At 71.4% G+C, this 19998-nt stretch carries 16 protein-coding genes and 3 pseudogenes; 14 read left to right on the top strand and 5 right to left on the bottom strand.

The features are described 5' to 3' along the window. Positions 1–20 precede the first annotated feature (20 nt). The 7 genes and pseudogenes from ACZ7HT_RS05465 (at position 21) to ACZ7HT_RS05435 (ending at position 9034) form a co-directional block, all read left to right on the top strand. On the top strand, positions 21–1307 hold the full coding sequence (locus ACZ7HT_RS05465) for a DUF2254 domain-containing protein (RefSeq protein WP_471160140.1): 1287 nt from the start codon (positions 21–23) through the stop codon (positions 1305–1307). A gap of 170 nt (positions 1308–1477) precedes the next feature. Continuing rightward, positions 1478–1696, top strand: a pseudogene (locus ACZ7HT_RS05460) (DUF1254 domain-containing protein); the annotation flags it as partial. A 35-nt stretch (positions 1697–1731) separates the two neighbouring features. Continuing rightward, positions 1732–2541 carry a DUF1254 domain-containing protein gene (locus ACZ7HT_RS05455; protein WP_471160139.1) on the top strand — a complete coding sequence of 270 codons (810 nt, stop codon included), beginning with the start codon at positions 1732–1734 and terminating at the stop codon, positions 2539–2541. 227 nt (positions 2542–2768) lie between these two features. Further along, positions 2769–4061, top strand: coding sequence for a pyridoxal phosphate-dependent decarboxylase family protein (locus ACZ7HT_RS05450; protein WP_471160136.1), 1293 nt, complete (start codon positions 2769–2771; stop codon positions 4059–4061). A 652-nt stretch (positions 4062–4713) separates the two neighbouring features. After that, positions 4714–5190 carry a YybH family protein gene (locus tag ACZ7HT_RS05445; RefSeq protein ID WP_471160133.1) on the top strand — a complete coding sequence of 159 codons (477 nt, stop codon included), beginning with the start codon at positions 4714–4716 and terminating at the stop codon, positions 5188–5190. 110 nt (positions 5191–5300) lie between these two features. Further along, the gene (locus ACZ7HT_RS05440) at positions 5301–7343 is read left to right on the top strand and encodes a hydantoinase/oxoprolinase family protein (RefSeq protein WP_471160131.1); all 2043 of its coding nucleotides are present in this window, start codon (positions 5301–5303) and stop codon (positions 7341–7343) included. Further along, positions 7340–9034: a hydantoinase B/oxoprolinase family protein gene (locus tag ACZ7HT_RS05435; RefSeq protein ID WP_471160128.1), complete on the top strand. Its 1695-nt coding sequence runs from the start codon at positions 7340–7342 to the stop codon at positions 9032–9034. The genes ACZ7HT_RS05440 and ACZ7HT_RS05435 overlap by 4 nt, the downstream gene beginning before the upstream one ends. 102 nt (positions 9035–9136) lie before the next feature. Here ACZ7HT_RS05435 and ACZ7HT_RS05430 read toward each other — a convergent pair whose 3' ends face one another. From ACZ7HT_RS05430 to ACZ7HT_RS05415, 4 genes are read right to left on the bottom strand one after another with little or no spacing between them, the layout of a single operon-like run. Further along, positions 9137–10648 carry a PucR family transcriptional regulator gene (locus ACZ7HT_RS05430; protein ID WP_471160126.1) on the bottom strand — a complete coding sequence of 504 codons (1512 nt, stop codon included), beginning with the start codon at positions 10646–10648 and terminating at the stop codon, positions 9137–9139. Beyond that, a complete protein-coding gene (locus tag ACZ7HT_RS05425) occupies positions 10645–11781 on the bottom strand; it encodes a DUF917 domain-containing protein (RefSeq protein ID WP_471160123.1) in 1137 nt (378 codons plus the stop codon). Before ACZ7HT_RS05425 ends, ACZ7HT_RS05430 begins: the two co-directional genes overlap by 4 nt. Beyond that, a complete protein-coding gene (locus tag ACZ7HT_RS05420; RefSeq protein ID WP_471160121.1) occupies positions 11778–13109 on the bottom strand; it encodes a hydantoinase/oxoprolinase family protein in 1332 nt (443 codons plus the stop codon). The genes ACZ7HT_RS05425 and ACZ7HT_RS05420 overlap by 4 nt, the downstream gene beginning before the upstream one ends. 51 nt (positions 13110–13160) lie before the next feature. Then, positions 13161–14402, bottom strand: coding sequence for an MFS transporter (locus ACZ7HT_RS05415; RefSeq protein WP_471160119.1), 1242 nt, complete (start codon positions 14400–14402; stop codon positions 13161–13163). 860 nt (positions 14403–15262) lie between these two features. Here ACZ7HT_RS05415 and ACZ7HT_RS05410 point away from each other — a divergent pair. The 4 genes and pseudogenes from ACZ7HT_RS05410 (at position 15263) to ACZ7HT_RS05395 (ending at position 18075) form a co-directional block, all read left to right on the top strand. Continuing rightward, the gene (locus tag ACZ7HT_RS05410) at positions 15263–15583 is read left to right on the top strand and encodes a carboxymuconolactone decarboxylase family protein (RefSeq protein WP_471160117.1); all 321 of its coding nucleotides are present in this window, start codon (positions 15263–15265) and stop codon (positions 15581–15583) included. Positions 15584–15924: 341 nt separating this feature from the next. Then, complete coding sequence (locus tag ACZ7HT_RS05405; RefSeq protein ID WP_471160114.1) at positions 15925–16317, top strand: three-helix bundle dimerization domain-containing protein; 393 nt, start codon at positions 15925–15927, stop codon at positions 16315–16317. A 96-nt stretch (positions 16318–16413) separates the two neighbouring features. After that, positions 16414–17313, top strand: a pseudogene (locus ACZ7HT_RS05400) (SulP family inorganic anion transporter); the annotation flags it as partial. A gap of 420 nt (positions 17314–17733) precedes the next feature. Then, the gene (locus ACZ7HT_RS05395) at positions 17734–18075 is read left to right on the top strand and encodes a YkvA family protein (RefSeq protein WP_471160111.1); all 342 of its coding nucleotides are present in this window, start codon (positions 17734–17736) and stop codon (positions 18073–18075) included. Positions 18076–18871: 796 nt separating this feature from the next. Here the strand turns inward: ACZ7HT_RS05395 and ACZ7HT_RS05390 are convergent. Further along, complete coding sequence (locus tag ACZ7HT_RS05390) at positions 18872–19201, bottom strand: hypothetical protein (RefSeq protein WP_471160108.1); 330 nt, start codon at positions 19199–19201, stop codon at positions 18872–18874. Between ACZ7HT_RS05390 and ACZ7HT_RS05385 the strand changes: the two genes are divergently transcribed. From ACZ7HT_RS05385 to ACZ7HT_RS05375, 3 genes and pseudogenes are all read left to right on the top strand, one after another. After that, positions 19200–19526 (top strand): alpha/beta hydrolase, encoded by a 327-nt coding sequence (locus ACZ7HT_RS05385; protein ID WP_471160105.1) that lies wholly within the window; start codon positions 19200–19202, stop codon positions 19524–19526. The two genes, ACZ7HT_RS05390 and ACZ7HT_RS05385, sit on opposite strands and share 2 nt — an antisense overlap. Beyond that, complete coding sequence (locus ACZ7HT_RS05380) at positions 19523–19705, top strand: hypothetical protein (RefSeq protein WP_471160102.1); 183 nt, start codon at positions 19523–19525, stop codon at positions 19703–19705. Before ACZ7HT_RS05385 ends, ACZ7HT_RS05380 begins: the two co-directional genes overlap by 4 nt. 163 nt (positions 19706–19868) lie before the next feature. Continuing rightward, positions 19869–19998 (top strand): annotated as a pseudogene (locus ACZ7HT_RS05375) (FAD-dependent monooxygenase); the annotation flags it as partial.

Here is a 19998-nt window from a genome sequence, read left to right as displayed (position 1 = left end):
CCGGGTGAAGGAGGCATGGCGTGGGTGTCCGGACGTCCTGGGCAGCCAGATTCAGGCTGCGGCAATACGTCAAGGCGAGCCTGTGGATCGTACCGTTGTTCGGTCTCTTCCTCGGTGTCCTTCTCGCTGAGCTCGCACTCACCGCCGACAGCACGGACTGGCCGCCGAGCGGCTGGCACTACTCCGCGACGACGGCGAGCGGCGTACTCTCCGCCATCGTGGGGGCGATGGTGGCGTTGCTCGGATTCGTCGTCACCATCGGCGTACTCGTCGTGCAGCAGGCGACGGGAACCCTCTCCCCTCGCTATATGCGCCTGTGGTACCGGGACCGGCTGCAGAAAGCGGTGCTGGCGACTTTCACCGGGACGTTCGCGTTCGCGTTCTCCTTGATGCGCAGCGTCGAGACCGACTCCGTCCCCGACCTCGGGGTCACCCTGGCCGGCGTGGCGGTGGCCGTCAGCCTCGTGCTCCTTCTCATCTACCTCAACAGGTTCACGCACAGTCTCCGACCGGTGGCCGTCGCCGAGCTGGTCACCCGCATGGGAGAGACCGTCTTCACGAGCGGGGCCGCGGCGATCCGGGACGCGGCACCACGCGGAGAGGGAACCGTGTCGCCCGACGGTCCGGTGATGCGCATCCGCACCGGACGCGGTGGAGCCATCCAGGCGTTCAACGCGGCCGGGCTGGTCGCGGAGGCGGCGCGCCACGACTGCGTCTTCGTCGCGACCCGCCTGATCGGCGACTTCGTACCGCCCGGCACTGTCCTCATCGAGGTCCACGGGGGCACGTCGCAACCGGACCCGGACCGGGTGACCGGTCTCGTCGCCCTCGGGGCCGAGCGCACCATCGATCAGGACCCCGCATTCGCCCTGAGGGTCCTCGTCGACATCGCCATCAGGGCCCTCTCCCCCGCGGTGAACGACCCTACGACCGCGGTGCAGGTGATCAATTACATCGAGTCCTTCCTGCACACGGTCGGCGGCACACGCCTCCCCGGTCGCTATGTGCTGGCCGATCGCCACGGGCACGCCCGGCTCGTGCTCCCGGGGCGTGACTGGGAGAACTTCCTTCAGCTCGCCGTATGCGAGATCCGCGAGTACGGGGGGTCGTCCGTGCAGGTCTGCCGACGGCTCCACGCCATGCTCGACGGCCTGCTCGACACCCTGCCGCCGTCTCAGCACGCCGCTGTGCGAGCGGAGATCAGCCTGCTGCAGGGGTCGATCGATCGAGAGTTCGCCGACCTGGCCCGCCGGGCCATCGCGCAACAGCCCGACCACCAGGGCATCGGTGGGCAGTACCTCTCGTAGCGGCGCACACGTCCGTCCGTCCGGCCTGCGCAGCAGAAGAACCTCGTTGCCGGTCCAGCTCCAACGCTTTTGTCTCCCTCACCCGTTCGGCGGACCGACCGCGCGGGAGGCAGGAGGCGCTCATAGCGTCGGGCTCGGACCGAGTTCGCAGAAACGCCTGGGAGAAGCCAATGGCGGACGAATCGCTGGAGAAGCCGGCCTCGGAGGCGTGGATCTACGGGTATCCGCTGGTCGCGGCGGCCATGACCAAGAGTTCCATGACGGCGGTCCCGGCCCGGGACGACGCGCGACGGAAAGCCCCGGTCAACCAGTTCTGCTACATGCGCGCCACTCCGGACGCCTCCTCCACCGAGGTCGTCTCACCGAACGCCGACACCCTGTACTCCAGTGCCTGGCTCGATCCGATCTGTCCGACCAGCCTCTGGTGCTGCCCCTGCCCGAGTTCGGTGACCGATTCTGGATGGTCCCGATCCTGGACGCCTGGTCCGATGTCTGCGCCGTCGTCGGCCGACGCAAGAACGGCCCGTCCGTCAACCGGCTCCAGGACGGCACGCGGCTGATTCCGCTGTCGGAGTGGACCGGCGACCCCGATGCCTACTCCCCTCCCACCGACGTCCCCGTGCCCGCCGGCGCCGACACCACGACGCCGCCCGTCGACAAGGTCCACGCCCTCAGCGGCCGCGAGTACTTCACGCTCCTCAACCGGATGATGGTGGACAACCCTCCCGACCCTGCCGATGCCCCGTTCCTGGGCCGCTTCGTCAAACTCGGCATCGCACCCGGCGCGAGCCTGGACGACCTGTCCCCCGAGGAGCTCGCCACCCTGGACGCGGGTGCGCGGCGCGGCCCGGAGGTCCTGCTCGATCTGCTCGCCCGAGCGGAGTCCGCGAACGACGGTGGGTGGACCGTGCACCAGGGCCTGGGTGATTACGGAACCGACTACACCAAGCGCGCGGTCATCACCCGGTTCGGATACGGAGCCAACCTCGACGCCGACGCCCTGTACCCGCACGCACGACAGCCCCGGACCCGACCGCGAGAGCAGCTGGCTCCCGGCACCCTCAGCCAGCTTCAACGTCTTCCTGCGCCTGTACTGGCCCAAGCGGCCCGCCCTCACCGGCGACTGGCCCCCGCCGCCCTTGCGACGCACCAGCTGAATCCAGGCCCTGGTCGCCTCCTCCTCGCGCCACGGCAACTCTGGCCCCTGTCGGGCGCGTACGAGAGGGCTCCGTGACGACCGCGACCCCACACGTCCCGCCCTCGGTCCCCTCAGGCCCGAGGGCGGACGCCGCCGCGTCTCTCCGCCGAGCGGCGCGTACGGGACCGTCGCGCCGAGGAGCCGTGCGAGCGCAAGACTTCCAGGGGAGCCGGAACGCATCCGGACCCTCCCTCCGGATCTCGCGAGGGACCCCGACCGCGGTCGGCTTGCGGGGCGGCGGCGACGGTCGCATAGTCCGAGGTATGGACGCGCGTGAGGCGGCGCTCCGACAGGCGTACGACCATGCTGTCCGGTGGCTGGCGAGCCTGCCCGACCGCCGGATTCCCGCCCGCGCTTCGGTCGACGAGATCGTGAGCGCGCTCGGTGCCGAACTGCCTGCCGGCCCCAGCACACCTGCCGACGTCGTCGACCTGCTGGCCACGGCCTGTGAGCCGGGGCTCACGGCGTTCCCCAGCGGCCGCTTCTACGGGTTCGTGGTGGGCGGCACCGAGCCGGCCGCGCTGGCTGCTGACTGGCTGGTCAGCGCCTGGGACCAGAATTGTGTGATGCGCACGGTCTCGCCCGCGTACGCGGCGGCGGAGGAGATCGCCGGCGCCTGGTCGCTCGATCTGCTCGGCCTGCCGAGGGACAGCTCCGTGGGCTTCACCACGGGTGCGACGATGGCGAACTTCACGTGCCTCGCCGCCGGGCGGGACTCGGTGCTGCGCCGCACCGGCTGGAACGTCGCCCGCGACGGTCTCACGAGTGGCCCGCACGTGCGTGTCGTCGCCGGCGAGTCCCGGCACATGGCCATCGACCTGGCCTTGCGCTACCTCGGGCTCGGTCGGCCCGAACTGGTGGCGGCGGACGATCAAGGACGCATCGAACCCGAGGCCCTGCGCAGGGCGCTGACAACGGGCGGGCAGAGCCCCACGATCGTGATCCTCCAGGCCGGCGACATCCATTCCGGCGCCTTCGATCCCTTCTCCGCGAGCATCCGTGCGGCGCGCGAGGCAGACGCCTGGGTCCATGTCGACGGCGCGTTCGGACTGTGGGCAGCCGCCTCGCCGCGCTGCGCCCACCTCACGGCGGGCTGCGCGGACGCGGACTCCTGGGCGACGGACGCCCACAAGACGTTGAACGTCCCCTACGACTGCGGACTCGCGATCGTGCGCGACGCGTCCGCGGTCCGGGCGGCGATGGGCCAGCGTGACGACTACCTCATCCAGCACGAGCACGGCGACCCCATCGACAAGGTGCCCGAACTCTCGCGGCGCGGCCGAGCGTTCACCGTGTGGGCCGCCCTCAGGTCCCTCGGCCGATCGGGAGTCTCCGACCTCGTCGAGCGGCTGTGTCGCCACGCCTCCGCGTTCGCCGCCGGCCTCGCCGAGATCGACGGCGCGACCGTTCTCAACGAGGTCGCGTTCACGCAGGTCTGCGCCGAGTTCGGCAGCGACGGACGCACCGACCGGGTACTCGCCCGGCTGCTCGACGACGGCACGGCGTGGATCAGCGGGTCCACCTGGCACGGCAGACGCGTCATGCGATCTCGGTGAGCAACTGGTCGACCACCGACGACGATGTGGCGCGCACGCTCGACGCGATCCGGCGCGCGGCCAGAGAGGCCTGACGACAGTCGAACCTGCGGACTCAGGACACCTCACGCCGGCCTGCCGTGATCGGCATCCAGTCGCGTCTCAAGTGCTGTAGCCCCAAGTCGCCTTCCTCGACACCATCCCACGCCGGTTGCACCATGGCGCAGCTCTTCCTCGCGATTCACGCTCTGCCGCGCGGCAGGGGTCCCGAGAGAACTCCAAGATCCGGACCATTCCCAGACCATCTCGCCCATCGATGGCGTCAACGCCACCATCTCCGCAGGCCGGCGCACCCTCCACTCCTGTACCACCGGCAGACGAAGAACCGGCTGGTGTCCTACTCACTGAGGAAGTCCGGCTTCTTCTGGAGCCTCACATCGGGTACCTGGAGCGGCCGTCGAGCATCAGGCACCCCTTTCACCTCAGATACCCATCGGTCCGGACATCGGGCCAGGACTCGTACGGAGCCCTGGTATCGACCACGCACCCGCCAACGCGCCGTGAAGGGCGCATGGGCGCGCATCATGAGCTGCCCGGGTGTGTAGGTTGACTGCCCGTCGCTGCCCCGCTCGACGCGTTCCCTCTCCACACCTCACCTCCAGGAGGCCCCGCCATGACCGCATTCCCCTCGTCCCCCGTCGGCGCCCGCCCCGGCGCGGCCCCTGAGACGGCAACCGCTGTGTGGCGGGTGATCACCACCATGTACGAGGCCTACTCGGCCGGGGACCGCGCGCGGATCGACGCCTGTCTGGACTCGGAGGCGACCGTGTGGGATTCCGCGACTGCCGGGCTGCTCCTCGGGAAGCCGGACCTGGACCGGGTGCGCGAGGAACGACCGGCCGGTGGCGAGGGGCCGGTGGAGACCGGGCTGGAGCCGTACGGGCAGGTCGTGGACGTCTTCGGTGACATCGCGGTGCTGCGCTTCTGGCTGCGGGTGGACTTCGCGCCCGACCCGTCGGCCGGTGAGCTGCGCCCCGAGCTGGTCCGAAACACCGCGGTCCTGCAGCAGGGTCTCGACGCGCAGTGGCGCATCGTTCACCTGCACGAGGACGTGCAGCAGGCGGGCGGTGTCCCCGCCGACGATCACTGAACCGTGCGCGGCGCACTGCGGCGGCCAGCCACCCATGCGCCGTGCACAGCCCTCCCCAGAAGCCTCGGGCTAACGTCCTCGGCGATCCCCTGAGAAAGCCGGGAGGCGGCATGACATACCGGGTGGCCATGGACATCGGTGGGACTTTCACCGATGTCGTCGCCTATGACGAACACAGCGGTACCTATTTCGCGGCCAAGGCGCCCACGACGCCGGGTGACCTGGCCGAGGGAGTCTTCGCCTCGCTGGGCCGGGCGGTGGACTCGCCCGGCGACATCTCCTTCTTCGTGCACGGCACCACGCAGGGCCTGAACGCCCTGCTGGAGCGCAAGGGCGCCCGCGTCCTGCTCCTCACATCGGCCGGGATGCGGGACGTCTACCACATCGCCCGCGGCAACCGGGACCGGATGTTCGACCTGCACTACCGCAAGCCGGAGCCGCTGGTCGAGCGCTGCGACACGATGGAGGCGGGCGGCCGCTTCGACTGGCGCGGCGCCGAGCTCGAACCCCTCGACGAGGACGCCGTACGGGCTGCCGCCCGACGTGCGAAGGACGAGGGCTTCGATGCTGTCGCCGTCTCGTTGCTCTTCTCCTACGTGAACCCGGAGCACGAGCTGCTGGCCGGGAAGATCCTGGAGCAGGAGCTCGGCGAGGACGTCGTCGTGGTGCTGTCGCACCAGGTGGCGGGCGAGTGGCGCGAGTATGAGCGGACGTCCTCGGCCGTCCTGGAGGCGTACACGGGCCCTGTGGTGCGCCGCTATCTGGGGCGGATCGAGGGGCGGTTCGCGGAGCACGGCCTGACGGTCCCGGTCCAGGTGATGCAGTCCTCGGGCGGCATCGTGAACGCCGCCTACGCCCGCCGCCACCCCTTGCAGACCCTGCTGTCCGGGCCGGTCGGCGGCACCATGGGCGGCGCGGCGGCCGCAGGACTGCTGGGACGGCGCAACGCGATCTGCGTGGACATGGGCGGCACGTCCTTCGATGTGTCGCTGGTCCTCGACGGCCGCCCCGACGTCTCCAACGAGGGCTCGGCGGACGGCTTCCCGGTCCTGATGCCGCTGGTCAACCTGCAGACCATCGGCGCCGGCGGCGGCTCCCTCGCCTATGCCGAGGCCGGTGGCCTGCGCGTGGGCCCGGAGTCCGCCGGAGCCGTCCCCGGCCCGGCCTGCTACGGGCGCGGCGGCACCCAGGCCACCGTGACCGACGCCAACGCGGTGCTCGGACGCGTCGACCCGGACTGGTTCGCCGGCGGCCACATGACGCTCGACGTGGCCGCGGCCCAGCAGGCCGTCGCCACGCTCGCCGGTGAGCTCGGTCTGAATCCGGTGGAACTGGCGAGCGGGATCTGCGACGTCGCCAACGCCAAGATGGCCCAGGCGATCCGTACGCTCACCGTCGAACACGGCCTGGAGCCCGGCGAGTTCGCCCTGCTGGCGTTCGGCGGTGCGGGCCCGATGCACGCCGTGGCGATCGCCCGCGAGCTCGGCATCGACGAGGTCGTCGTACCGCGCTTCCCCGGTGCGTTCTCCGCCTGGGGCATGCTCGGCACCGAGGTTCGCCGCGACCTCACCCGCCAGTTCTTCACCCCCGGCGCCGACCTCGACGGCAAGGCCATGGCCCGCGCGCTGGCAGGCCTGGAGGACGAGTCGCTGGCCGCACTCACCGAGCAGGGCGTCCCCGTGGAGCGCCAGCGGGTCGAGCACGTCGTCGACATGCGGTACGAGGGCCAGGACTACACCCTCGCCGTGCCGCTGCTCGCCGCCGCCGAACCGGCCGGCGAGGATTTCCTCGCCACTGCCGCCGACCGCTTCGCCGCCCTCCACGAACGCCGCTACGGGCACGCAACGCCCGAGGCGCCCGTCGAGTTCGTCACCCTGCGCAGCACCGCGCTCGGCGTGCTGCCCGAGGCCGCACCGGTGCCGTACGCCGCCGACGAGGCCGTCTCCGACACCGTCCGGCAGCGGCCGGTCGTCTTCGGCGGCCGCTCGCACGACACCACCGTTCTACGCCGCGAGCGGCTCGCACCCGGGCAGCGCGTCGACGGTCCCGCGGTCATCGTGGAGGCCACCTCCACCACCGTCGTCCCCCCGGACTCGTCGGTCACCGTCGACGAGAACGGCTTCCTCGTCATCAAGGTTGGAGCCACGGCATGACCGACAACGGCAGCCGGGTCGTCGACCCGGTCACCACCGAGATCATCCGCTGCGCGCTGCTGCAGGCCGCGGAGGACATGAACACCACCCTCATCCGGTCCTCCTACACGCCCACCATCTACGAGGCCAAGGACTGCGCGGTCGCCCTCCTCGACCGGGACCACAACGTGCTCGGCCAGTCCTCGGGCCTGCCGATCTTCCTGGGCAACCTGGAGGTGTGCACCCGGGCCACCGAGGAGATGTACGGCGCGAACGTCTGGAAGCCCGGCGACGTCTGGGTCCTCAACGACTCCTACATCGGCGGCACCCACCTCAACGACGTCACCGTCTACGCGCCGATCTTCACCGAGGACACCGCCGACGGTGAGCTGATCGGCTTCGCCGCGTCCCGTGCGCACTGGATCGACATGGGCTCCAAGGACCCCGGCGGTTCGATGGACTCCACCTCGATCTACCAAGAGGGCCTGCGGATGGGCCCGTTGAAGATCTACGAGGGCGACGAACCCTGCGAGCAGGCGCACTCGTTGATCGCCCGCAACGTCCGCTTCCCGCAGCCCACCCTCGGAGACATGCGGGCCCAAGTGGCCTGCGCCCGTACCGGTGCGAAGCGGTTCGCCGAGATCGTCCGCCGCTGGGGGCTGCAGACCGTCCTCGCCGCGCGGGACGCCATCTTCGCGCAGACCGAGCGGCTGGAGCGGGAGCAGATCGCCGCCATTCCCGACGGTGTCTACGAGGCGACCGGCTACCTGGACAACGACGGCATCGACCTGCGTACCCCGCTCCACGTCACCGTGCGCGTCGAGATCGACGGCGACCGGATGACCATGGACGTCACCGACTGCGCCGACCAGGCCACCGGGCCCGTCAACTGCGGTGCGGCGCAGACCGTCGCCGCCTGCCGGGTCGGCTACAAGCTGCTGGTCAGCGGCGATGTCCCGCTCAACGGCGGTTCCTTCCGGCCGCTGAAGGTGCTCACCCGGCCGGGCACCATGCTCGCCGCCGTCGAGCCGGCGGCGTGCCAGTACTACTACTCCCACCTCGGCCTTGTCATCGACCTGGTGGTCAAGGCTCTGGCGCCCGCGGTGCCCGCGCGAGCGGCCGCCGCCAGCTACGGCGACTCGATGATCGTGCAGTTCACCGGGACCGACCCGCGCAACGGCAGGCTCTTCGTCTCCCAGGAGGCGACGGTCGGCGGCTGGGGCGCCTGGCAGACCGACGACGGCGAGTCCTGCCTGATCAACAACGTCAACGGCTCGCTGCGGGACATGCCCGCCGAGGTGCTGGAGACCCTGTTCCCCGTACGAGTCACCGAGTACGCGATCCGCGCCGACTCCGGCGGGGCGGGCCGCACCCGCGGCGGCAACGGCGTGGTGCGCCAGTACACGTTCGAGGCCGACCAGAGCCTGTCGCTGTGGTGGGAGCGCTCCGTGACCCCCGCGTGGGGTGTCTTCGGCGGCGGCAGCGGCGCGGCGCCCCGCGTCGTCCTCAACCCCGGCCGGGACGGCGAGCGCGAACTGCTCAAGGTGAACGCGCTGGCGGTGCGCCGTGGCGACGTGCTGCGCTGCGAGAGCGGCGGGGGTGGCGGTTTCGGTCCCGTCGCGGAGCGCCCCGCCGAGGCGGTACGGGAAGACCTCCGGCAGGGCCTGCTGAGCCCTGAGCAGGCAGCGTCCGCCTACGGCGTGGAGGCCTGACCGCCCACCGCTCCGCCTCCACCCTGAACCGGGCCCGGTTGCCGAATCCCCCATCGGCGGCCGGGCCCCCCACGTGGTGGCACGTTCATCACCGCTTCCCGCTCAGGACTCGGCCAGCAGGACGCGGCAGGCCAGGTGCAGAGGAAGGCGCTGGGCAGGGTCCTCGGGGTCGAAGCCGAGTGCACGGATACGCTCCAGGCGCGCCGCGACCGTGTTCCGGTGGACACCGAGGATGTCCGCCGCCGCCGAGGGGGCGGCTCCCTGGTCCAGGACGACCGCCAGCGTACGCAGCAGCGTTCCGTCCCGGTCCGCGGCGAGCAGCGGGGCCAGCACGACCTCGGCGGGCCGCCGCAGCGCCTCCGCGGGCAACGCGGACAACAGTTGGGCGGGCCCCATACGGTCGGCGCGGACCACCGACCCGGGTACGGCGGCGACCGCCGCAGCGGCCCTGGCGTCGGCGAGCGCCACGCCCAGCGTGCCGGTGTCACTGGCCGGACCGGCCACTCCCCCGGCGAGCGGCAACTGGTCACCGATCGCCCGGACGGCTGTACGCAGCTGTGCCTCGCCCTGCCGCAGCCACACCTCCGGGTCCGGGGCCGGACTGCCGGCTGCCGCGGAACGCCACGACACCCAGCAGTCCTCGTACGCGATCAGCGGTCCGCCGATGCCGTACCTGGCCCAGAGAGCACGCAGCGCGGGTCCCGGCGCGGGCCCGGCGTCGGCGTCCGCGGCAACGGCCGGTCGCAGGGCGAACGCGATCAGAGGCCCGGCCAGCGGCCACCCGAGCGCCGCGGCCTCGGCCCGGACGTGGGCACGGGCCTGTTCGTCCTCCTCCTCGGAGCGATGCGTCAGCTGGTGCAGCAGCAACTCACTGCGGCGGTCCGACTGTTCCTCCGCAAGGCGGCGGGTGGCGGCCCATGCGGTCAGCGGGGGTACCGCCAGCCGCAGCACCGATGCGACCGTCGACGCCCAGCCCGCCTCCTTGGAGCGGGAGTCAGCCAGGAGAACCGCGAGCGGGTGTCCGTCTGGCCCCGGCACGTCCAGCCGCACCGGGTGCGGGGAGTCGAGTGCGGCCCGTCGCCCGGCCAGCATTCCGCCCACCGGATCGGTGAGGGCCAGGGACGTCGAGGGCAGCGCCGCGTGCAGCGCGGCCAGTACGCGCTCGACGTGCGGGCCGGCGGCGGCAAGGCGCTGGGCGGCGTCGGCCAGCAGCGCGGTTCGGCCGGCGTCCGGCCGGGACACGGCGGAGGCGATCCGTACGGCGCCCTCCAGCGCGTCGCCGCCGATCAGCAGCAGCGGAACGCCGAGGCGGTCCGCGAGTGCGCCCGGCGGATGCACCGCCGCCGTCTCGGGTACGACCACGCAGGCGGCCGCCTGCTCCCAGGCCTTGCGCAGCGCCATCTCCACGATCCATCCCGACCGGGCGAGCGCCTCGGTGAGGACGACGGCAGTGTGTGGACGCAGGTCGTCGAGGGCTTCACGCCGGTCCACGATGCGCACGTCCAGGACCTGGGCGTCGCGTCCCGTCGTGCCGAGTATGCGTACGCCGGGCAGCGGGCCGTACTGCACCAGCTCCGCGACGGTCATCGGTGCGGGCAGGTCGGGACGTCTCACCACCGGTTCTCCTCGGGTCGTTCCGCGTCCGGGTGTTGTGGCTGCCGGGGATCCGGGGCCGGGTCCGTGCTCAGCAGGAGGAGCCCACCGGCGGCCGCGAGTCGGCGGCCTTGCGGGGTGTGCCAGGCGGGTGCGGCGGGGATCTCGACGATCTCCACTTCGATGCCGGGCATGGCACGTTCGACGTCCAACACCCGCTGGTCGGCTGCCGACAGCATCAGGATCTGGTCCGGCGCGGCCGCGGCCGGCGCGCCGTCGGCGAGGACCAGCAGCACCTCGTTGTGTGCCTCCAGGCGGAACCGTCGGTGCAGGCCCTCGGTCTCGGTGACGACCACACTGGTCGGCCGGGACGGCAGCGCCGTACCCCCGGCGGTGTCCGGTCCCGGCGTCGCGGGGTGCTCCACGGCGGTGATCCGCCCGATGCCCAGTCGCCGGGGCCGCGGCTGCCACAGCGCGAAGGAGTCACCAAGCGTCGGGTGCCCCGCCGCCAGGGCCCGGCTCACGGTGCCGGGAACCACGGCGGCCGCCAGACGTTCGCCGTCCATGGCGTAGCAGGCGGCGACCGCCCAGCCTCCGGCCGCGAGGACCAGCGGCCGTACGAGCTCCTCCACACGGCTGCCGGCCGCCTCCACGACGACCACATCCCCGGCGGGCGTGGCCAGGGCGACCGGGGCGAGATCGATCCCGGCGATGGTGAACGTAGTCTGCTCCAGCAGGGGGAGCACTCGTCCGCAGCCGTCCCCGTCCACCAGCGGCAGCCCGCAGGACGCCGCTGTGACGACGGCGAGCAGGGCGTTCTCGGCCGCAGTGTTGAGCGGCACGACGGCATCCGCCGCCTTGCCCAGGCGGCGCTCCAGCGCCCGGACCGCCCGGCGCGGCTCCTCTCCCGTGGGCAGCTGCTCGGCAAGCGCGGCCGAGGAGCCGAGCAGGCTGACCGTGACACACATCTGCTCGGAGCCCAGGTCGCCGGGGTGGATCAGCGGCACCGGCCCGTGCTCCGCGACGGCCGCCCGCGCCCAGTCGAGGCTCGCCCGGTACGAGGAATACTCGGCGCCCGCGGCGAGCACCAGCGCTCCCTTGGCGAGGTCTTCCAGCCGTGCGGCGCCCAGCGCGGTCTCTTCCCCGGGCGTCATGTGCGCCGGCCGCGGGCCATGACGGGATTCCCCGAAGGGGATCCGAGGGCGCGGACGCGGAGGCGGTGAACGCCCTCGGGCAAGTAGGACACGGGGGTGTGGGCGGCGTACGCGACGCGGGCGGTGGCCGGGGCGGCACCGGCGGCGACGACCCGGGCCAGGGCCTGGTCACGGGCGAGCCCGAGGAGCCGGTCGAGTTCGGCACGGCCCCCGGCGACGGCGACCTGATCGACTTCGGCGACGATTTCCGAGCGGGCGGCTCCGTAGGCCGCTGCGGCGATGGCGGCCGCCGGATCCTGCGCGCGGACGGGTACCAGCCCACAGTCGCCGCCCGCCGCGAGAAGCACACCGCCGGGGGTCCGCCGCCGGACGCCGGCCACCAGGTCGGCGACCTGCTCGGCGCCGGTCCGGACGAGGTCGGCGCGGGGCAACACGTCGGCGCGGATCCGGGCCAGGTCCAGGTCGACACCGCCGAGCCCGGGGCCGGCGTCGGAGCGTTCCACTTCGCCGTCGGTGACGCTCGCGCACCGGTATTCCGCAGCCCCCGCGTCGACGACCACGGCGCGGTCCGCCCCGGCTGCGAGCGCGGCACCCCGCACGGCGCTCGCCGTGGTGGAGGCGATGGCGAGGACCGGATAGTGGCGGAAGTACGCGGCGGAAACCAGTCCGCCGGTGTTGCGGGCCAGGTGCAGCGGCGCCCGGAGACCGCTGGCGCGCAGCGCGCGTTCAGCCGTGTCGCTCACGCGTGCCGCCCACGGCCGCAGGGCGGCGTTGAGGACGGCGGTGTTCTCGCGTTCCCGCAGCCCCGACCGCCCGAGCTCATGCGACAAGGTGATCTCCGCGCCGGGTACGGCTTCGGCGATGACCTCGGCGGCGGCGAGCTCCGGGTCGGGGCGGGTCAGCGCGCCGGCCGCCGCGACCGAGAAGGCGGTGACACCGTCGTCGGCGGCCCGCCGCGCGAAGTCCGCGACTGCTGCCTGGTCGAGCGGAGCCAGTTGCCGCCCGGTGAGCGCGGATCCCCCCGAGACGACCGCGTGGAGCGGCCCTACCTCGCGGGCGGCCTGCGGAGGCCAGCCCGCGAGCGGCCCGAGGGACGGATGACTGAGCGGGGCGATCCGCAATGCGGCTACCGGTCGCAGCCGCGACGGACGGCGCTCCAGGTCTGTGGTGAGGCCGACGGCGTCTGCGTCACCGGTCTGAGCCCGGGGCAGCGCGGCAAGCACCGCGCGCAGACTCTCGCCGAGACCGGGAACACTGTCCACCACCGCGCGAGCCACTGTCTGACCGCCCGGCCCGACCAGCACGGCGACGGTGGTGACGCGTCCCACGTCCACTCCCAGCCTCACCCGCATGATCCTGTCACCATCTGCCCCTATATATCACTCCAGATCACGGCCCTCGGTCTCCGGCAGCGGCACGGCCACAACCAGCGCCACCACCAGGAACGCGGTGATGAACAGCACGGTGGAGGAGAACCCGGTGGCACGCGCCAGCAGGTACCCGACGGCCGACGGTGCGACCGAGGTGGAGATCAGCTGAGCCGCGGTGGCCCAGGAGTATCCGGTGGCGCGCAGCGCGGTCGGGTAGAACTCGCCGTTCCAGGTGTTCCAGACACCCCACGCGCCGAGGCTGAAGAACGACAGGGCGAAGTTGGCGGCGTACAGCTGAGTGAGGCTGCCGGAGTAGGCGAAGAGCACGCCGCTGACCGCGGCGGCCGCCACGTAGGGCAGGAAGACCTTCTTGCGGCCGAAGCGCCCGGTCAGGTACGAGGCCGAGACGTAGCCGGGGATCATGAAGAGGGCGCTCAGCGCCACGAAGCCGAGGCTGCTGGACATGCTCAGCCCCTTCTCCATGAGCAGCGTGGGCAGCCAGGTCTGCAGGCCCCAGTAGCCCCAGTTGAAGGCGAAGTTCACGATCAGCATGAGCAGGGTGATGCGCAGAAGCCGGCCGCGCAGCAGGGCGAGCGGGTTGCCGGCCCGCTCGGGCTCGACCACGCTGAAGCCGGTGCCTTCGGGGACCTCGGCGCCGAGCTTCAGGAGAACCGCCCGGGCTTCGGCGTGCCGGCCACGGGCGGCCAGCCAGTACGGGGACTCGGGCACCCAGGCCCGGATCGCGAACACCCACAGGGCCGCCAGCGCGCTGGCCACGGCCACGACGTGCCAGCCCATCCCGGACAGCGCCTGGGTCACCCCCACGGCAGCGAGCACGCCGATGGGCCAGCCGATCGACAGGTAGACGGCGGCCCTGCCGCGCAGCCTGACCGGAAGCAGCTCCAGGAAGTAGGGGAAGGTGACGGTGTAGATGCCGCCCAGGGCCATCCCCGAGAGCACCCGTGTGATCATCAGCGTGGTGAAGTTCGGCGAGAAGGCGCCGGCCAGCGCCACAGCACCGTACGAACCGAGGCTCCACAGGCACACGGCGCGGCGTCCGATGCGGTCGGCGACCGGCCCCCAGACGAGCGAGCCGGGGATCATGCCGAGGGCCACGGCCGACAGAGCCCAGCCGACCCGTCCGGCGTCGAGGGCGAAGGCGTCGCCGAGGTCGGCGGAGACGTAGACGAGAGCGAGCTGCTCCCACGATTCGATGACGAAAGCCATGAACAGCGCGAGGGCGATCAACACGTGGGCCCTCCCGAACGGCATGCGTTCGAAGTAGACACCCACTGGCTGCGGACCGCCGGCCCCGTCCGGGACTCCGGCGGTTCCGGACTGTACTGAGACTGCGCTCATCGGCTGCCCTCCTGGCACTGATACCGAGACGCACACCATCGGGTTCGGTGTGAATGCGAGGCACCATAAACAGGCCACCACGGCCGGAACCATGCTGCGAGCACAGCCAGCCTCGTGGTGAGTGTGCTCGGCGCACAGACGTCCACCCGCCGCCGCTCTGCCGCCCACCCGCCCGCTGCGTCCGCAGCCGCAGAGACAGCAGTGCCCTGCCTGGACCCGCCACCGGCGAACCGATCCGTCCCTACGAACGCGCTCGTCCCGGCGCTGGTGCCGGGCTTCTCGCCTCTCCGGCTCCAGAGCACTTCCCGCGGAGCCGGATGGTGCGAGGCAGCCCCGTCTGAGGACTGACCAAGATCCAGACCATTCACGGACCGGCACCCCCACCGCCTGCGGGAATCACATTCATCCTTGATCCATTCACGGTCCAGATCGGCGGCACCTGATCGCCGGTTGCACCGGACGCCCCAGGGCGCCGGTGCACGTTCTCGACTCCGTCGCCGACCTTCCAGCCCTGCTCACCGCCGGGGAGGTGGGACGCCTGAGCGTTGACCGGTCCTGACCAGCGCTCCGGGCACCCGTTCTCTCGGCCCCCATCACGCGAGCCGCCCGCCAACCATGGTCAGCGCGGACACACACCCCGTGCGCAGGTTCAGGAGGGGTTCTAGAATCGAGGGCAGGGCATGCCGGAGGTCTGCAGGCATCCCCCTTTCATCTCACTCCCCCTAGTCGGGCCTTTCAGGAGGACATTCGAGATGTCCACTGCATCTGACACCCCTGTTCTGGACACCATCCTCGCCATGACGGACGACTCGCTCGAGCGGTGCGGACTGGCGCCGGACATCCTTCTGCTCACCCGTATCGCAGCGCTCGCCGCCTCCGACGCTCCTCCGGTCTCCTACCTCGCTCACATCGATCCCGCCCTCAAGGCCGGCCTCACCACCGAGCAGTTGCAGGACGTTCTGGTCGCCATCGCCCCCATCGTGGGAACCGCCCGCGTCATGACGGCAGCCGGCAACATCACCGCTGCGCTCGGCGTCGCCATCGCCGTCGCCGAGATCGACGCGGAAGGCTGACGCAGGGCCGACCCGGGAGACCATCGCAAGCCCGTGGAAGTCGGGAACCCCCGAGGCATCGTGCGGACTCCCGGGAAGCGGCACCACACCCACTCCACCGACTTTCGGACCGAACCCTGCCTCGTCCGGAATTGTTCGTCCGTTGCACGGGGACGACGAGTTCCATCGAGCGGCGCCGCGGTGACCCTACCGGCGCCGTTTTCCACCGCTTCCCAGGCCCGGCCTCGGAGGGCGATCTTGCCTGGGCGAGCAGACAATGAGCATGGCTGACCTTCTCGTGGCGATGGCGAGATGTGCGGTTCTGCGGTCAGGAGGTCGTGGAACATGGGATCAGTGCCCCCATGACGGTCGACGAGCAACCCCCTCAAGCCGATGCGAACCTTCCCGTCGAGGGCTCGACCGGCTACCCCGGGCCAGTCGAGCGCGCCGACCCGGCAGATCCACCGAACTTCCCGTCACACGGCTCACAGGACGAACTCGCGTCCCTCCGGGACACGGTGGCCCGATTGGGGGCTGCCTACCCCTGGCTGGACTCGGTCGACGTAGAGGCGACAGTCAGGACAGCGTACGAGTCGTTCCGCCAGGCCAGGGTCAGGGCCTACGTCCCGATCCTGGTCGAGCGCAGGTCCCGGAGGGCGCTCCAAGCCGCCTGCCGCGCGGCTCTCTGTCAGGTCGTCGACGGCCGGGCGACCCCCGAGACGCTCGGTGCTCACCCCGGACCGGAAACGGACTGAGACCGCGCGGCCGGACGGAAAGCGAGACAGGGCCGGCCTGCCGGAGCGGCGTGCGACCTGTCCGCCGCTCCGCGGCCATGGATCGGAGGCAGAGCGATGACGGCGCGGTCGGGCTCCGCGGGTGAACAGCCTCGGAATTCGGAAGGCCTGTGGTACGCGCGTGCCCCCGAGGAGGTCACAGCCGCGTTCGGCGTCGATCCGGCGGTCGGGCTCTGCACGGCATGGTCCGCGGAGAGCCCGACCGCGCACGACCCGAACGCGCCGCCCAGGCAACAGCGAGCTCCGGCCTGGCGCCGGTTCCTCGATCAGTCTTGCGTTCAACTGTCGATGCCGCCGGGCGACAGGTCGTCCGGCGGCTCGTCAATGGCGCGGTCATGGCGGCTGGCGACCTTCGTTCCGACAATCCTCGGGGCCACCGTTCGCAGCATCACGGCGGGCGAGCCGTTCACCCCGCCGCAGGCGCTGTGGATCCGCCTCGTGGCCATCGCCTCCTTCGGCTTCACGCTGGGCGTCGACCAGGAGACGCCCCGTCTCATGCCGCGCAGGCCGCAGCCGCGCGGGGAGTCGGTGCTCACTCGGCCCGTACCGGCCACGGCAGGAATCGGCGGGCTGAGTGCCACAGCGAGACGGACACGGCTGAACCTGGTCCTGCAACGCCTTCTGCCGAAGGTCCCCGCCGTGCTCGTGATGGTGGTGCTGGCGATCGCCGCGGCCACGGTCTTCGATCTGGGCGGGCACGGCGTCGGCCTGGTCGGAGGACTGCCCGAGGGCTTTCCTCCGTTCACGATCCCCGATGTACGGCTCGCCGACCTGTCGCTGCTGCTCGGCGGTGCGCTGGGCATCGCCCTGGTGTCGCTGGCGGACACGATCTCCAACGCGTCGGCCTTCGCGGCGCGAACCGGACAGGAGGTCCGCGGCAACCAGGAGACGGCGGCCATCGGTGTGGCCAATCTGGCGGCCGGTCTCTTCCAGGGCTTCCCGGTCAGCACGAGCGGCCGCGGCCGCCGCCTTCCGCCTGCGCACCGGAGCGCAGTGGGCGCCCCCGGCCACCGCAAGCCCGCCCCCGCCCGACGAGCCCGGCCCCGGTACCGCCGAGCGGCCGCCCACCGACGAGCAGTGACCGCGCCAGTCCCTCGGCGGGGCGCCGTGCGGCGCTCGGGGCCGGTGGCGGGGCACTGGCACGCGAAGAGCGCAGGCCCAGCGTGATCCCGGCCATGTTGCTGAACATGATGGACCGGACTCGAGGGCCGGTTCTCGGGCAGCCGACCCGCAGCAGGCCGGTGTCACCGGTCGCGGTGGGGAGAAGGTCCCGACGACGGGAACGGCCGATGAGCAGAACAGCGGGCCCGACATCGTAGCCTTGTAACAGCCGCAGACGACCGGCCCACCTCGACCGTTACCGGGCAGGAGAGAAGCATGGACAGCTCCTTCTGGCTCATCGCGGCCGTTTCTCTCGTACTCGTCGTGGCGGGATTCGCGGCCGTGCTGCTCGTCCGCGTCTTCCAGGCTCGGAGGCTACTGCTCGACGCCGGTCTCCCGCTGCGGTCCAAGGCCCTGTTCTGGGCGGCGGTGGTCTACACCATCTCACCGATCGACCTGATCCCGGACCCGGTCTACCTCGACGACATGGGTGTGCTCCTGGTCGCCTTGCGGGCGTTGCACGCGGTCGCCGCCGGAAGCGAGGCGGACCCCAGAGTGCTCCCAGAGGTTCGAAGGCCTGGAACAGCGGTCCGGCTAAGGAGTCGCCGCCTCAAGTGAGGGAGGCCGCTGGAGGTTCGCCCGTTCCGTTTCACCGACGCAAGGGGCACGGTGCCGGTAGGCACCTCAGAAGAGCATCTCCTCCTTCGCCGGATCATGTTCCTCGCAGGTCAGGAGCACCATCCACCCAGCTCGACCATCTGTTCGGACCCTTGGCATAGGAACGAGGTCCTGGCGCGCTCGCTGGGCCGCGGGGGCTTGTGGTCGGCGATCCGCCGACTGTCCGGGTTCACTGCGACGGGGCGCCGGCAGACGGGGCAAGTCTTGCGCGGCCATGCGGGCATGACGAACTTCCCTTTCGCACAGGGCTTGGTGTGGGTGTACGCGTCCCCAGAATCGAGGGTTCACCAGAGGCGTGGGAGGACCGACTCCTGCTGATGCCACATCAGGCAACGCCCGCCCTGTCGGAAGCCCTGTCTGTCGGAAGCCCTGTCTGTCGACAGCTTCGGCCGCTGGCGATGATCGGCCGATGAGCGCCATCGAACGCCTTTGCCGCCCCTGAACGCCGACGAGCGCACCGTGCTCCGAAAGATGGCTTGACTTTCACCGCGCCACCCTCGCCATGAAGTGCGACGGCCTGGACGACGGGTAGGCCGCCGTCGCGTCCGCGCCACCGTCCGGCTTCGCCTTGACCGCCCTCGTCCAGCACATGGCAGGGGTGGAGCGGAACTGATTCCGGCGAGTGTTCGCCGGAGAACAGGGCCCCGCCCATCCACGACCCGCACGCCGACCCGTCTGCCCCCAACGGCGGCTTCGAACTGGCCGAGCACGCGCCGTGCCGGGCGCCCCGGTACGGTCAGGAGTACCAGTCGGCCTCCGACGACCGCGCCCGTCGGGGCACCTCCCGGGCGGGTATGGGCCTGCGTTCGCCACCCGCGACCAGGGTGCTTGCCGGATCACCGCCGAGAACACCAGGGAGCGCCACCTCGACCTCGATGCCGCGAGGGGGGTCGGTGGGCAGGATCGTGGTCATCACCGTCGTCTGCGCGTGGTGGCCATGGGCGCGGGCGGCGGCGACCTGCTTCCCGTCCACGAGGAGCTCCAGCTCCCGCCTCCCGCCCATCCTCAGGCCAACGGTGACCGAGCAGCCGGCGTGCTCGCAATGAAAGTGATACTCCCGGCTCATGATCGCCTCCCTGAAGCACCTGGCAACCTCTCTCTCCATCGTGGCACCAGGTGACGCGCAGCGGCTCGCCGAACAGGGCTACATCACGATCGCCGCGGACGCCTCCTTCCAGGGACACAGCGAAGGCGAGCCCCGCAACGTGGACAAGCCCTACCACCGCACCGACGACGTCCACGGCATGGCCGACTTCCCCGGAGTCGACACCGAACGGGTGGGCGCGCTCGGCATCTGCGGCGGCGGATACACCCTGAACGCGGTCAAGTCCGACAAGCGGTCTACTGGAAGACCCACGCCTGCCCCGGCTCGACCTTCAAGTACACGATGAGCAGCCTGCTGGACCTGATGGCCTTCGACGCCACCGACCACCTCGACCTGATCGACGTGCCGCTGCTGATGATCGCCGGAAGCGAGGCCGACACCCGGTACATGAGCGAAGACGCACCCCCGAAGGCCACCGGCACCATCGGTGTCTACCGAGGTCGAGGCGATCATGACCATGCCTGACCGGTCGCATGCCGAGTTCGGGGTGTCTGCGGGAGCGTGGACGCGATTTCAGCCGTACCGATGAGTTGTGTGCGGATCCGCAGTCGATACTGCCGGATCCACCGACAGCGGTGGGCCTGTGCCGGGAACGTTCCGGCGCGGGAGGAAGCACATGGAGGCAGTGATGGGCGTCGACGACTCCGAGCAGGGGACCCGGGGGAGCGGTCCGAGGGTGTTGGTGGCGGGGGCGAGCATCGCGGGACCCGCGCTGGCCCACTGGCTGCGCCGGCGGGGGGCCGAGGTGACCGTGGTGG

This window comes from Streptomyces sp. NPDC037410 (genome assembly GCF_055602235.1).
Note: the sequence above shows the minus strand (reverse complement) of the source record. Positions and strands in the feature narration are given on the sequence as shown.